Origin of the sequence: Dictyobacter alpinus (assembly GCF_003967575.1) — a bacterium.
Taxonomy (GTDB): Bacteria; Chloroflexota; Ktedonobacteria; order Ktedonobacterales; family Ktedonobacteraceae; genus Dictyobacter; species Dictyobacter alpinus.
Window position 1 is genome coordinate 2,556,945 of the sequence record NZ_BIFT01000001.1, and the last position, 14,541, is coordinate 2,571,485.

Consider the following 14,541-nt stretch of genomic DNA (forward strand, 5'->3'; position numbering starts at 1 on the left):
TGTTAATATATCTCATTTGTCCTGTTTCGTCAAGAGTTTTCCTGACGAAATTTGTCTTATCGGAGAAATTGATTGATAAGTGTCAGACTGGCCGCTAGAAAGACAGACACACTAACAAGGGCGATAACAGGATTGAGTAATGGGCCTGATATTAAGCTACCACGCAGGCGTAAACGCTGCAGAATATTGGGTAACGCTAATCCACAGAGAGCGGCGATAAGCAGGGTCAATCCAAAGCTTATGCCAACCGCGATACTGAGTAGAATTGAGCGATAAAGTACCCATGAAAGCAGGGTGGCCAGAACGCTGATCCAGATCCCCCCGACAGTACCATGGAGTAATTCCCGCCAGAGATTACGCCAGAGGTCTTGCCCTCTCTGGCTACGCAATTCCCAGCCAGCCACACCCAGTGACTGAGAACCAGAGGCACCTGCGGCTAATAGCAGCATCGGGACCAGGCAAATCAAGCTACCGAGCGCGATACGCACACTAAGTCCTGGGGGCGTGCCACTGAGCATAGTCAATGCGCTGGCTGTTCCCAGCACCGGCTGGAAGGCGCTGGATAGGATTATGGCGATAAAGAAGCCTACAACCACGTTGATACTTAACCATGAGGAACGGCTCAAAGCACTCTTGCGCCAGGACTCCTCACCCATCTCTAATTCTTCGACATCGGTACCCGTAATTTCTGAAACATCTTCGGCCTGTTCCTCATGGATAACGTCGATGACATCATCAACGGTAACCATACCCTTGAGATGATTATCCGCATCCACAACAGGCACGCCAAGCAGGTCATACTTGGCAATGACGCGTGCAACCTCTTCCTGGTCTGTATCGATCTGGACTTTGATGACGTCTCGATCCATTAGATTGTGCATCCTGGTGTTGGGTTCGGCGGTCACAATCTGACGCAGTGAGACTACGCCTATCAGATGCTGTTCCTCATCAACGATATACAGATAGTACACCATATCCAGGTGTGAGGAGTGCTGGCGTAGATAGACCAGTACGTCTTCGATACTGGCATCTTGTGGTTGAGCCAGTACCTCGGTGGTCATCAAGCCGCCGGCTGTCTCTGCGCCATAGCGTAGCAAGTCACGGATCGGTTGCGACTCATTGGCAGGCATCAGGTTGAGCAAACGTTCAGCTTCCAGGATATTCATGTCTGCCAGAATATCGGCCGCGTCATCGGGAGCCAGGCGCTCAAGCAGATCAGAGGCACGTTCGGGACCCAGTTCTGTTAAGAGCTCGGACTGTAATGGATATTCAATTTCGTTCAGCGTATCGGCCGCAGTCTCATCATCCAGGCGCTCAAAGACAGCTTCGGCGTCCTCGATGTCCAGTTGTTCCAGGATATCAGCGATATCGGCTGGATGTAGTTCAGATAGTTTATTGTGGCTGACATTCAACTGTACCTTTGGGACTACTCCCACGGCTCCGACGTTAACGGCGCCCGCGCCTACCGCAGCCAGTTGACTGGTATTTGAGCTCACCATCTGGATGGGCTCGACATAATTCCAGGTGACTGTCCGTTCGGCTAGCTGCAGAGGCGTCACGCGGCCAATCATGTCCATGGCCCCCTGCCAACCCATGCGGCGCAGGAGTCCACTTAAGCCGATATCAACTCCGACTAGACGGGCCGTTCTTTTGATTTGTGCCAGTTTTAAATCATTGACCTTTACCACACGAAAGCCCTGAGTATCAACAATCTGTTTATCCAGGATATCTCTCTTTAACAGGATCTCTTCAGTGTGTGGCTCGTACTGTTGTAGCTGGGTTTGAGCGACGGCTAGCTGTAAGGGAGCCTCTTCAATATTCTGCACCTGAGACCATGGAATAATCAGTTTATCATTGCCAGTTACAGGACTCACGATCAGGGCTGTTACAACAGGAAACGTTTCATTTAAGGCTACGCAGATGTCGCGTAGTGAGCCGATACGACGATGGTCGATATCGTAAATGCTTTTATGGAGCAATGCACTTAAAAAAATCATGGGTATCACCACCTTCTTGCGAGTAAACAGAGTCAAGTCGCATAATGTCTCTGTGCCATACGCACACGATTATGCGGGCATAATCCATCCATTCCATGTATTTACGTGACATGGCATACAGGCAGCTACGAAATGCACGGTGATACGACAATTAGAACGTGTAGTGATGCATTCCGACTTATGCTCTGTAACATGCTGGGGACGCTGCTAGGCAGCGTAAAGGACTCACTGGCAAAAATGGAGTGTTCTTACTCGACATCAGTCACATCAATGGGGGCGATGTGCGCTCATCGAGTAAGGAGGGCGGTGCATTACCCTTGAGGACTAAAAACGAAGGGAGCCGGTCACTTTACTCAATGAGGAGAAGAACATTCCTGAAAGCAGGCATGCGCATATCTTCTTCGTGGCATACCTACTATGACTAGGGCCAGCGTCCATGTCCCTCACCTCCTTTGCCCGGACAGATGCCACGCTCTCACTTTGCTGGTTGCCAGGAATGCTATCTTACCTGACACAAGTGGAGCACAATTCATCTGTGGGTTTAACAAAAATTTTTCCTTTGTCAGTATAACACTTACGAGGGACTTTCGGCAAGGGTTCGCACGTACATTTTGTCTATAAGTCCTATTGAGCGTTTATATAACACTAGTATGGTTATGTATTTATATTTCACTATTCTGACATGCTATCAACATTCAGGAAAGAAGCAGGGTATGCTGAGTGTGGCAAGCGCCTGACTAAATTTCCGGGCTATGTCCTGGCTTCGTGTTATCCATGTGGGAGGAGTGGAAAGATCTTTCGTTTAAGTTGAGCAACAATAGTTTCTACCGGTTGTGAGGCATCGATAACTTGAAAATGATACTCCAGGGCCATTTTGTCATATTCGTCCAGCATGAGTTTTTGATAGCGTACAAAGCTCTCAAAAAGATCGTTGCCCAGTCGCATATCCATACCGGATTCCCAATAGTCGAAGCCATGTCCTTGCAGGACCCGTGGTACCAGGTCCTCTAGTCCGATCCTCAGGTAGAAAGTGATATCTGGTTTAAGGGCGAGGCCATAGATTGAGCGCAGCCAGCTAGCATCCGCTCCCCGGACCAGTGCCCGAGCCATCAGTGAATAGATGTAGCGATCAGTGAGAACCACAAATCCTGCGCGTAAGGCTGGTAGAATCTGGTTTTCGAAACGATCTATAAAATCGGCTGCATAAAATAGATTCATGGTAATCGGCCCCAGGGTATTGCCTTCCTTGGCCTCTTTCAGACCATTACCTGCTAGCTCTGAACGGGTCAGTTCGCTATCCACCACTGCGTAACCACTACTTTCAAGCCATGGGCGCAACAACTGTAGCTGGGTGCTGCGCCCCACCCCATCGGTGCCCTCAAGGACAATCAAGCGGCCGGGTAGAATCTCTTCTTTGGCTTGTAAGCCAATGGCATCTATTCCATAGAAATCTAGTGCGGTCATTGTCTTTTCATCCTCTACTGGTGGTTGTACATCGATCATTTCAATCCCAACCTGTTCGTACCCTGAGGGGTCTCTATACCATAAGCAATGTTTTCAAGCTCTTTTGCAGGTAGGGGAGGACGCTGGCGCCGTAATCCTGCCAGATGTGGAAGGACAAGTTTACGCATCTGGCGTTGTTGTTCTGGAATTGGCAGGGTCGCATCCATGATAGTAAGATCAAATTCGCTAACCATTGCTTCATATTCATCCACAATACGTTGCTGGAACATGATAAAGCTTTGGCGAGGATCATTGCTCAAACCCAGGTCCATACCGGCTTCATAATATTTTAATTCACTGCGACCTGTCAGGATGCGTCTCAGGGAAACCTCTAAAGGAACCCTGAAATAGAAAGCCCGCGTTGGTTGGACGGCGAATTGATATAGTTCCCGTACCCATGCTTGATCCACGTTACGTGCCACATCGCGCGCAAAGGCAGTATAGATATAGCGGTCCGCCAGTACAATCGCGCCGGCTTTAAGGGGCGGAATGATATCGTGTTCCGTACGATCAGCGAAATCTGTGGCGTGAATCAAGCTAAACGTTGTGGGCGTTAGCAACTGTTTTCTCTTGCCCCGGCTGGTGGTTTTTTTTACCAGCAGAGAGGAATTCCATTCACTAAAAAAGACTGTATATCCTTCACTTACCAACCAATGACGAAGCAACGCGATCTGTGTACTTTTTCCTGAACCATCAACGCCTTCTACCACAAAAAGCCGGCCAGGATAATGATGTAGGCCATATGTCTCCATAACCTTCGTCCTTTTAACTACTCCAACGGTGGAAGCGTCACAAGAATCTTTAAGTAATTGGCTATTGAAAAGCGATTGTGAACATTGTTCACAGGATTGAATGGCTGGCTATTTTTATTTAGCGTCATCTTTTTACCTAATATGCTATCGGCCAATTGAGCGTAAACTTGAACCCCCCACTGGTTTAGCTGTCATTGTGCCGGCACTTTTAATGCATGCTATAGTATGGAAACAAGGTCGAAAGATACTATTACAAATAGCGCTCATCGCTTTTGGGGAGGCCTCTATGATTGAACTTAGTGTACCTGTTCTGGCTGGAATTATTTTTGCGGCCATTTGTGCCATATTATTGCTAGCGGTTGGAGTAATCAATATACGTTCTGGCCGCAAGGCTCTAGATCGATTACGTAGCGAGGGTCGGACAGTTGTATGGCATAAACAGGTCCTGATCCTATTTGGTCTGAACAATATCGTTTTTGCAGCCATGCTGATTTTAATTACGCTACTGGTCATATTAGCGAGTCCAGGTGTAAGATATATTATTATTGCCCTGATCGCGTTACTTTTGCTAATCAGCGTTTTTCTGGTGATTCGCTGTGTCACTTCCGCGCTACAAACCTCGCGTGACCTGACATCGACGCTTAGAAAGAGCCAGGAATAAACACAGTCATAGCACACAAAAACTCCAGGCGTGAGTTTTCAGGTACAATTCTTTTTACCCATGGCGCTGGATAAAAACGTAAATAAAAGTACAGACACAATTTAAGAATAGGAAGTAAAATGGCAAGTAATCAACTATTGCATGTGAATGTACCTACACCGACAGGACATCTAGAAGGAATTCTTAAGCCGGAGGCGGAAGGCGTTGTGCCGGATTTTGTGAGTGTGATTTGCCATCCTCATCCACTTGGCGGTGGGACGATGCATAACAAGGTTGTGTTTAAGGTTGCCCAGGCTTTACAAATGGTAGATGTGCCGGCGCTGCGCTTCAATTTCCGTGGCGTAGGACATAGCTCTGGTTCATATGACGAGGGACGTGGCGAGATGGATGACGTGCGCTATGCATTAGACTTTATGAGTCACCGCTATCCTGGCGTACCCGCCATTATCGCGGGCTTCTCCTTTGGATCCTATGTTGGTTTGCGCGTGGCTTGTGCGGATGATCGCGTGCATGCAATGATCGGACTTGGCGTGCCTGCGCGTATGTTTAATAGTGGTGAAACGCTGGCCCAATGCCACAAACCCAAGCTTTTTGTGCATGGTACCGCCGACGAACTGGCTCCATATAACCTGGCGACCGAGTGGTTTGAGCATGTTTCTGCTCCCAAGCGTTTAATTACCCTGCAAGGAGCGGACCACTTTTTCAAAGACTATCTGCCTGAAATACAGACCCTTGTCGCAGATTTTGCGCGCTCATTGACGTTGCCGCAATCTATTGAGTCCTGATTATAACTTGAAATGGAGTTTTTATGGTAGCTTTACCACCTACACGTCGCGATAGCACTGTTGAAAATTATCATGGTACACCAGTTGCAGATCCATATCGCTGGCTCGAAGACGAGAAGTCCACTGAGACGCAGGCCTGGGTTGAAGGTCAGCACGCTGTTGCCCGAGCTTATTTAGATCAATTGCCAGCCCTGTCAGCTCTCAAAGAGCGCTATACCGAGCTCTATAATTATCCGAAGTTTTCGGCTCCACATAAATATGGGGATCGTTATTATTTCTCCAAAAATTCCGGACTCCAAAATCAGGCGGTAGTGTATAAGCAATCTACCTTTGATGGTGAGGCCCGGTTAGTATTGGATCCTAATACATTGAGTCCGGATGGTACGATCTCCCTGACCAACCAAGCCTTTAGCCATGATGGTACCTTGATGGCCTATGGCACTTCTCAGAGCGGTAGTGACTGGCAGGATATCCATATTCGTCAGGTGGATACAGGTAAAGATTATGATGAGGTGATCCACTGGTGTAAGTTTAGTGGAATTGCCTGGCATCATGATAATTCTGGCTTCTTCTATAATCGCTTGCCTGATCCGGGTACGGTGCCTGAAGAAGATCAAAGCAAGTTCAGCAAAGTCTACTGGCACCTGCTTAATACTCCTCAATCCGAGGATGAACTGATATTCGAACGGCCAGAGGCGAAGGAGCTAAGTTTTACGCCCTTTATTACAGATGATGGTAAGTACCTGTTTTTGACCGTCTGGAATGGGACCGATCCTAACAATCGTCTTTATTACCGAGAGGTAGAGAGTACAACTCCCTTCGTACGCTTGCTAGATGAGGCTGATGCCAGTTACGAACTGATTGGCAATGATGGACCCATCTTTTATCTTCAGACCAATCTGAACGCTCCTAAGGGCCGTATCATTGCTATTGATAGTGCGCATCCGGAACGGGAAAACTGGCGTGAGTTGATCGCGGAACAAGACGATGTGATCGCCTTTGCTCAGATTGTGCATCAACAATTTGTGATTACTTATCTGCATGATGCCCATCATCAGATCAAGCTTTATGCTAAAAAAGGCACCCTGCTGCAAGAATTGGTCCTGCCAACACTAGGTTCGGTGATCGATCTTTCAGGTGAGCCAGATGGTGATGAATTATTTATCACCTTCACCTCATATCTCTATCCCTCGACCGTGTTCCGCTATGAGTTTGCCAGCAACACCTTGCAACCACTGCGACCCTCGCAGGTCCAGTTTGATCCGAGTGCTTATGAGACGACCCAGGTCTTCTACCCTTCAAAGGACGGCACGCGTATCCCGATGTTCCTGACGCACAAGAAGGGTCTGGTCCTGGATGCTAATAATCCTGTTCTTATCTATGGTTATGGTGGCTTTGATATCAGCATGACGCCAGGCTTTGGTATTTCGCCGCTGCTATGGATTGAGCATGGAGGAATTTATGCGGTCGCCAATCTGCGCGGTGGTAATGAGTATGGTGAGGCCTGGCATGAAGCGGGCATGCTGGAGAAGAAGCAGAATGTCTTTGATGATTTTATAGCGGCCGCCGAATGGTTGATTGAACAGAAATATACGCAGGCTTCACGTGTGGCTATTATGGGGGGCAGCAATGGGGGCTTACTGGTGGCCGCCTGCCTGGTGCAGCGCCCCGATCTCTATGGCGCCGTAATCTGCCGCGTACCTGTCATCGACATGTTGCGCTACCATCGCTTCACCGTTGGACGCTATTGGATCGGCGAATATGGCGATGCCGAACACAATCCCGACCAGTTTGCCTTCATGTATGCCTACTCGCCCCTCCATAATGTGCGCCCGGATATCCATTATCCACCAACCCTGATTATGACCGCCGACACCGATGACCGTGTCGTCCCTGCCCACGCCCGCAAGTTTGCGGCCACCCTCCAGGCGGCCCAGACTGGTCCTGCCCCCATCCTCCTCCGCGTCGAAATGAAGGCCGGCCACGGTATGGGTAAGCCGACCGCCAAAATCATTGAAGAAGAAGCCGATATCCTCGCATTCCTCTTCAAAACCTTCGGCATGAAATAAACCGGCATAAAAAAAGGTTCATGTACAAAATTGTACATGAACCTTTTTTTATGCCATGCGCACTATTGGCCTGACGCCTCGCGCCAGCACGCCCACCACACTCACCACAACATGGTAAAATAGCCGCTTTATAACTAAAGACCTTTACGTAAATACCTCTAGCTTCTATATTCTTTAGTTCTTTAGTCTGTGAGCTCAAATATCTTTTCACGCACTAACTAAAGACATTTTTCTTTGACCGGCAAACACGCATCCCAGTCAAAAAATACAAGCCAAGATACGACCCTCTTTCTATTATTGAGAGGCGGGAATGGGCATGCGGCGCATGCCCATTCCCGCCTCTCAATAATAATTCAAACGAGCGCCGCAGGCGCGAGGCGTCAGGCAAAGTATTTGTACATGACCTTATCTAGGGGGGTCATGAAAAGCGTCACATTTAGAGATAGCAGAGCCTACTCAAACGTGTCTAATAAAAGATGGTGAATATTTATCATGTGATGAAAAGGAGCGACATATGTCAGTGAAATTTAATCCAGGCAAAGATATCGCAGATAGAGTTGCCACCATGACCGGCAAAAAACCGCAGTGGCGCTGGTATCATGGACTCTCCTTCTATCTGATCATCCAGGTCCTGACATTCAGTACTTCGGCTCTGGTTAGTATCGCCTCAGGCAATAAAGGCGATAATTTTCGTGAGACAGTCTTTGGTGATACCTCTTACTTCAAACAGTTAAAACAAGTCAAGATTACCCCACCTTCCTGGTTTTTTGCGCCTGCCTGGACGGTGAATAATCTATCCGTAATCTATGGTACGTTGCGTGTGCTGAACATGCCCAAAGATACGCGTGGACGTACTGAGTTTCTGGCTTTACAGGCGGCGACATGGCTGAATTTTGTGGCCTTTAATGCGGCTTACTTTAGTTTGCGTTCACCGATTAATGCCTTTGTGTTGACGGTCCTGTTCTTCTTGTTTACGCTTGCCAGTGGTTTTGTGGCGATTTTTCGTTTGAAGGATACGAAGGTGGCTTTGTCACTAGGCACGCTTTTTATCTGGTTGATTGTGGCTACGACGGCTGCTACGACCCAGATGTTGTGGAACAAAGATGATTTTTATCAGGTCGGTCCTTTTGCAGAGCCTGACCCGAAGTTTCTTAAAGAGCGTGTGAATTAGTTTTTATCTGATATGTTGTACTCGTTGATTTTTCTGGGGCTGGTGGTGTGGAGCGGCCGCGGCCGCTCCACACCACCAGCCCCAGAAAAAGATCTTTATCGGGGATAAAGATTCATCAAGACGCCGTGTCGGGGGCTGAGCGTCATGAGTGGATTAGGTTCAACGGGATGGCCGGGAACGATCTTCATGTGGTAGCGTTGGGCGATGGTGGCCAGGACCAGTTGGGCCTCGATCATGGCGAAGTTGTTGCCGATACAGATACGCGGTCCATGGCTAAAGGGAATATAGGCATGCCGAGGACGTTTAGCGACTTGCTCGGCCGTGAAGTGTTCGGGATAAAAATTTTCGGGTTGCTCCCAGAAATCGGGATGGCGGTGCATGGCGTAGGTGCTCCAGGCGACGTAGGTGTTAGCTGGTATAGAGTAATCGCCGATGGTATCTTCACCGAGAGATTTACGCATGATAATCCAGACTGGTGGATAGAGGCGCATGGACTCTTCAAAGACCATGCGGGTATAGGGCAGTTGTGGGAGATCTTCCAGGGTGGGTGTTCGTCCTGCCAGCACCTGATCCAGTTCGTTGTGCAGGCGTTGTTCAACTTCTGGATGTTGTGAGAGGAGATACCAGGACCAGGCTAAGGCGTTGGCGACCGTTTCGTGGCCGGCAATGAGCAGGGTCATGACTTCATCACGTAGTTGCTGATCGCTCATCCCTTCTCCCGTTTCTTCGTCGCGGGCCTCGATGAGCATTGAGAGCAGATCTTCTTCCTGACTCTGGTTGTTGCGCCGTTGCTGCACGATCTCATAGACAACTTTATTCAAGGACTTGATATCCTTCTGGAAGTTGCGATTGCGCCGTGTTGGTACACTCAGTGGTGGGAATGGTCTGTTAAAATATTCAAGGAGAAAGGCATTTGCCTGCGAGAATGCTGTACCAAAAGTAGTAGTTTTGCTGGTAATATCGAGGCTAAATAAAGATTGTCCTACAATATTTAATGTGAGCTGCATCATTTCTTCCGCCACATCAACTGGTTGCTGCTCTCTGGCCTTACTTTCCCAGTGCTGGACTTGCTGGAGCGTGGCCGTACTAATCAACTGGCCCAGGGTGGTAAGGCGTTGGCGATGAAAGGCGGGCTGCATCAGGCGTCTCTGGCGTAGCCAACTTTCACCACCATAATTCGTGACCAATCCATTGCCCAGGATTGGTCGGAACAAATTAAAAATAGGCACATTTTTGTCGTAATTTTTATAGTTTTCCTGCAGTACATGTTTGATATAATCTGGATGATTAATAATCACCACGGGCCAGAAAAATAGTTTGATTTGGACGATATCGCCATATTCCTGCGTCAATGTTGAGAGAAATTGCAGCGGATTATGCTGTAATTCTCGCAGGCGGCTCATCGAGCGTAGCTCAGGGATGCTATTTTTGACGAGCGCGGTTTTTATACGAGATGCATCTGACAATGTAGATTGCCTCCTTACATGCGGGCAAATTGTTTTTTCTGTCTATAATGGCACTATCAAAAGAGTACATGATGGACGCAATAGGTGAAGACAATTGGGTATAGCGGGGTAATCTGGACCTTTTGTGCTAGCAGGAAAAGTGATACTATTGGAATAAATGCTGTCTGGATCCGCCCATCGTAATTGGTTGGCACGTATGTGTGTATAAGCAGGGCCACGTTGGTGGGCGCTGACATAGTAGTGTTCTATTAAGATCTAAATTCTGAGGAGCTTTGCATGGATAATATTCAGGCCATACGTAAATGGTCAGAGCTGTATAAAATGGACGTGTTCGTTCCTGCCGAGGGTAAATCAGTGGGTAAGATCGAGGATTTCTTTTTCCACGAGGGCTCAAACTCCATTTACTCTTTATGCGTACGCACCCGTCTGCACGGCGACCTGTCTTTGCCGGTGACTGGCATTATCGCTGTTGAGAAGGAACGTGTCACGATTCGCAGTGCTCAGATGTTGGCACGAGCTATTCCTCCCCTCGCACGTGGTCAGCGGCTACTTTCCCGTAAGGTAATTGGTAATAAGGCGAATGAAGCGGGCACGATTAAAGATGTGCTACTGTCCGTTGAGCCTCCAACAACCATGCGTATCGTTGGCTTTGAGATGCTGCGCGGTTCCTCTTCCCATCGCTTTAGCTCAGAAATTGTGTCGGGTTATGACGATGAGGACAACAGCATTCTTATCTATGAGCAGTCTGCCAAAAGCTTACGCTAAGTGCTTATTGTCCCTGTTCGCAGGCCACCAATGCAGCATGCATTGGTGGAGTGTGTGTTATATATTTCATGCATCGCCACGCAGGCGCGCTACCTCTGCCTCAGCAGAGCGCGCTTCGCGTCGGCGATGTAGTTTTTTTAACGCCTCGGCTTTCCGCAGCCAGTTATCTGGATCGGTTGGAACCAGGCGAATGGCTTCGTCCGCTGCCTGTAGGGCCTCTTCATAGCGTTGCAACTGTTTAAGGACCAGGGATTTATTGTGCTGGGCGGTCGCCATACGAGGATTGAGGCGCAAGGCGCGCTCATAGGCATCCAGTGCCAGTGGATAATTTCCCAGGTGATAATAAGCGTTGCCTTTGCCATTCCAGGCCTGCGGCGCATTTGGATGAATGATCAATGCCCGGTTATAAGCGTCCAAAGCCTGATCATAGCGTCCAAGCTGGCAGAGCGCACTGGCTTTGCCATTCCAGGCTGGTGCATAGTGTTGATCCAGTTGCAGTGCCTTGTCATATGAGTCCAGGGCTTTATTAAAATTACCCATATCCGCCAGGACAATGGCTCGTCTCTCCAGGGCTTTAACAAAATGGGGATCGCTGGCGAGTGCCTGCTCATAGTGATCCAGGGCGCCACGTAATTTACGCTGCGCGTACAGGATATCCCCAATGCCACACTTGGTTGGAGCATAACGTGGATCGCGATCCAGCACCTCACGATACGCCTGCATCGCCTCTGGATAGCGTCCCATCTCGCTGAGGACGAGTCCTTTGCCGTTCCAATAGACAATAGAATTGCGATCCAGACTCAAAGCCTTCTCAAAGGAGCGCAAGGCCTCGGGATAGTTTCTGATCTGCCGTAAGACAAGTCCTTTATTGCCCCATGCCTGTGCCATTTGAGGATCATAGTGTAGCGCTACATCAAAGGCGTTTAACGCAGCCTCGGGCTGTCCGAGCGCGCTAAGGACCGCGCCTTTCCCATTCCAGGCGATAACATTATCTTTTTCCTGTAGAATTGCCCGATCAAACGCATCCAGGGCCTCCTGGTTACGATGTAGCATATTGAGCGCGGTCCCTTTGCCATTGAGGGCCGTGACCAGATAGGGCTCGATCTTCAGGGCCTGCTCAAATGAGGCCAGGGCTTCACGATGCTGTCCATTCAACGCTTGTGTGAGTCCACGACCCTGCCAGGCAAGGGCATTCCGATCATCCACTTTAAGCGCCCGATCATATTGGACCAGAGCCTCGTTGAGTTTGCGTTGGGTATAGAGTCGATAGGCATCTTTCAAATACTGGTTGCCCGCCGGCGCTGGCGTAGCTGGTGGCGTAATGCCATGAGGCCGTGTCTGGACTAGAGTGCCACTGATGCGTTGCTGGTCTATTCGACGCAAACGGTTGGCGACCTCCTGAGCGCTGGCGGGACGCTTATCGGCCGTCATCTCTAGCATTTCCAGTAGAAGATCTTCAAGTTCTATTGGCACATCAGGATTAAGCTGATTGGCTGGTCGGAAGAAAAATGGTTGTTCACTGGGGTCGACACCTGTCAGGAGACAATGCAGGAGTGCTCCCAGACTATAAATGTCTGAGCGGGGAGTACTCTGAGCTTTACCATATTGTTCTGGTGCCGCATAGCCGGGTGAACCAAGGGCAACCGTATCATGGGATTGGCCTGGCTTGAAGACGCGCGCGATACCAAAATCAATTAAATAGATATGCTTGGTGTCGCTCATCATCACATTGGAAGGCTTGAGGTCGCGGAAAATGATCGGGGGCTGATGGTTATGCAGATAGCTAAGCACATCACATAGCTGTTCGCCCCAGGTCAATACTTGCTCTAGAGGCAAGGGACCACCGCCCCGCTGCTCCAGATATTCCTCGACAGTCTGGCCCTCGATAAAATCCATTACCAGATAGGAGCGCTCTTCTTCCGTAAAATGATCGTAGATACGCGGAAGATTTGGATGCAGCAGGTCGGCAAGCAAGTGCGATTCACGCTCAAAGGCGGCTTCGGCCTCAGCAATAGTGGTTGGAGAGAGGCCCGAGCGGCTCATCTCTTTGATTGCCATGGGACGATTATTAAAACGTGTATCTACCGCTTTATAGACTGCTCCCATGCCACCCTGGCCGATACGGGACTCCAACTGATAGCGGCCATTGAGCAAGGTCTGCTCCGGTAGTGCTCCTGTTGTATGTTTAAAAGGGAGTGGCGCGGCACAGTTTTGACAAAAGCGTGCCGTAGACGGATTTGCCGCCCCGCATGTATCACAGAACTGGTCCTGCGTTTCCATAAAAATTACATTTTCCTATGTGAAAATTTTGTTCCTGTTTACATTACGATGTGCATCGACACACTTCATTTGATTTGCTGTTAATATCATAGCATGCTTTTTAAACATGGGAACCCGGTTGACAGATCGATATGCCTGAACTTTATGTTGCCTGGGTGTTTGGATCGCCTTGTTTGGCCTGATCAATAACGCGCCAGAGGCAAATCCACTCTTCGATACTGAGTGTCTCAGCTCTACGACTGCTTTCGATGTTAGCCTGGCTTAACCAGCCGCGCACGAGTTCATTTTTATAATGTAACCCATGTGTAAGGGAATTATGTACCTGCTTACGCTTCTCTGAGAAACCGGCCTGTACCACTTTAAAGAAGCGATCCCGCTCCTCATGTGATAATGGAGCCTCTTTGTGAACATCGATACGCAGAATGGCTGAGTCCACTTTGGGTGCTGGATAAAAGGCCTGGGCGGGCACACGACTAATAATTTTTGGCTGCCCATAAAACTGCACACTGATAGCCAATAAACTAAGGTCGCCAGGTTCCGCCACAATACGTTGTGCAACCTCCCACTGTACCATTACGACCAGGATACGCGGAGGGTTAGCATTTTCTAGAAAATGGCGAAATGTGGGTGCCGTAATATAGTATGGCAGGTTCGCGACCAGCTTATAAGGCACTTGCCCGAACACTTCAGCGGGATCCAGGAAGAGCAGGTTGCGGGCGATCAGCTCAACGTTTGCATATTGGCGTGTGGTGTCCGCCAATAAGGTGAGCATATCGCGCTCAAGTTCTACGGCCACGACGCGCTTTGCTTCCTGGGCCAGTTCACGTGTAAGTACGCCGGTACCGGCTCCAACCTCCAATATCTCATCCTCGGCTGTTATTTCGGCGGCCTGCACAATCTGTTGCAGGACTGAACGATCGATGAGAAAGTTCTGTCCAAAGGCTTTGTTGGGTTTCATACCATGTGCTGAAAGCAGACTGCGCAGCTCTCGCACGTTTGTGAGGTCGACCATATCTATTACATGCAATGGCTTTTGTGTGTTTTGTGTGTTATCTTCCGTCAATGTTTGGCTCTCTTGTCTTACTTTTTCTA

At 49.0% G+C, this 14,541-nt stretch carries 11 protein-coding genes; 5 read left to right on the top strand and 6 right to left on the bottom strand.

What is annotated here, in order from left to right:
- Positions 1 to 56: 56 nt before the first annotated feature.
- The 3 genes from mgtE to EL633_RS10115 form a co-directional block, all read right to left on the bottom strand.
- Positions 57 to 1,997 (bottom strand): magnesium transporter, encoded by a 1,941-nt coding sequence (gene mgtE, locus EL633_RS10105; protein WP_126627061.1) that lies wholly within the window; start codon positions 1,995 to 1,997, stop codon positions 57 to 59.
- A gap of 768 nt (positions 1,998 to 2,765) precedes the next feature.
- Entirely contained in the window at positions 2,766 to 3,500 is a 735-nt protein-coding gene (locus EL633_RS10110; RefSeq protein WP_126627062.1) for a dTMP kinase, read from the bottom strand.
- Entirely contained in the window at positions 3,497 to 4,252 is a 756-nt protein-coding gene (locus EL633_RS10115; protein WP_126627063.1) for a dTMP kinase, read from the bottom strand. Before EL633_RS10115 ends, EL633_RS10110 begins: the two co-directional genes overlap by 4 nt.
- 286 nt (positions 4,253 to 4,538) lie before the next feature.
- Here EL633_RS10115 and EL633_RS10120 point away from each other — a divergent pair, with 286 nt between their 5' ends.
- From EL633_RS10120 to EL633_RS10135, 4 genes are all read left to right on the top strand, one after another.
- Positions 4,539 to 4,913 (top strand): hypothetical protein, encoded by a 375-nt coding sequence (locus EL633_RS10120; RefSeq protein ID WP_126627064.1) that lies wholly within the window; start codon positions 4,539 to 4,541, stop codon positions 4,911 to 4,913.
- A 119-nt stretch (positions 4,914 to 5,032) separates the two neighbouring features.
- Positions 5,033 to 5,698, top strand: coding sequence for an alpha/beta hydrolase (locus EL633_RS10125; RefSeq protein ID WP_126627065.1), 666 nt, complete (start codon positions 5,033 to 5,035; stop codon positions 5,696 to 5,698).
- A gap of 23 nt (positions 5,699 to 5,721) precedes the next feature.
- Positions 5,722 to 7,767 carry a prolyl oligopeptidase family serine peptidase gene (locus EL633_RS10130; RefSeq protein WP_126627066.1) on the top strand — a complete coding sequence of 682 codons (2,046 nt, stop codon included), beginning with the start codon at positions 5,722 to 5,724 and terminating at the stop codon, positions 7,765 to 7,767.
- Between the two features lie 514 nt (positions 7,768 to 8,281).
- Complete coding sequence (locus EL633_RS10135; protein WP_126627067.1) at positions 8,282 to 8,938, top strand: tryptophan-rich sensory protein; 657 nt, start codon at positions 8,282 to 8,284, stop codon at positions 8,936 to 8,938.
- Between the two features lie 95 nt (positions 8,939 to 9,033).
- Here EL633_RS10135 and EL633_RS10140 read toward each other — a convergent pair whose 3' ends face one another.
- On the bottom strand, positions 9,034 to 10,404 hold the full coding sequence (locus tag EL633_RS10140) for a cytochrome P450 (RefSeq protein ID WP_126627068.1): 1,371 nt from the start codon (positions 10,402 to 10,404) through the stop codon (positions 9,034 to 9,036).
- Positions 10,405 to 10,680: 276 nt separating this feature from the next.
- On the opposite strand from EL633_RS10140, the gene EL633_RS10145 reads away from it, so the two are divergent.
- Positions 10,681 to 11,169, top strand: a complete 489-nt coding sequence (locus EL633_RS10145) for a PRC-barrel domain-containing protein (protein WP_126627069.1) — start codon at positions 10,681 to 10,683, stop codon at positions 11,167 to 11,169.
- A 66-nt stretch (positions 11,170 to 11,235) separates the two neighbouring features.
- On the opposite strand, the gene EL633_RS10150 is transcribed toward EL633_RS10145, so the two are convergent.
- Both EL633_RS10150 and rsmA read right to left on the bottom strand, forming a co-directional pair.
- Positions 11,236 to 13,449, bottom strand: coding sequence for a tetratricopeptide repeat protein (locus tag EL633_RS10150; RefSeq protein ID WP_126627070.1), 2,214 nt, complete (start codon positions 13,447 to 13,449; stop codon positions 11,236 to 11,238).
- Positions 13,450 to 13,591: 142 nt separating this feature from the next.
- Positions 13,592 to 14,512, bottom strand: coding sequence for a 16S rRNA (adenine(1518)-N(6)/adenine(1519)-N(6))-dimethyltransferase RsmA (gene rsmA, locus EL633_RS10155; protein WP_126627071.1), 921 nt, complete (start codon positions 14,510 to 14,512; stop codon positions 13,592 to 13,594).
- Positions 14,513 to 14,541 lie beyond the last annotated feature (29 nt).

Bases quoted from the DNA above. Each gene is read 5' to 3' on its own strand.
- mgtE (WP_126627061.1), bottom strand. From the start codon at position 1,997: ATGATTTTTTTAAGTGCATTGCTCCATAAAAGCATTTACGATATCGAC.
- EL633_RS10110 (WP_126627062.1), bottom strand. From the start codon at position 3,500: ATGATCGATGTACAACCACCAGTAGAGGATGAAAAGACAATGACCGCA.
- EL633_RS10115 (WP_126627063.1), bottom strand. From the start codon at position 4,252: ATGGAGACATATGGCCTACATCATTATCCTGGCCGGCTTTTTGTGGTA.
- EL633_RS10120 (WP_126627064.1), top strand. From the start codon at position 4,539: ATGATTGAACTTAGTGTACCTGTTCTGGCTGGAATTATTTTTGCGGCC.
- EL633_RS10125 (WP_126627065.1), top strand. From the start codon at position 5,033: ATGGCAAGTAATCAACTATTGCATGTGAATGTACCTACACCGACAGGA.
- EL633_RS10130 (WP_126627066.1), top strand. From the start codon at position 5,722: ATGGTAGCTTTACCACCTACACGTCGCGATAGCACTGTTGAAAATTAT.
- EL633_RS10135 (WP_126627067.1), top strand. From the start codon at position 8,282: ATGTCAGTGAAATTTAATCCAGGCAAAGATATCGCAGATAGAGTTGCC.
- EL633_RS10145 (WP_126627069.1), top strand. From the start codon at position 10,681: ATGGATAATATTCAGGCCATACGTAAATGGTCAGAGCTGTATAAAATG.
- EL633_RS10150 (WP_126627070.1), bottom strand. From the start codon at position 13,449: ATGGAAACGCAGGACCAGTTCTGTGATACATGCGGGGCGGCAAATCCG.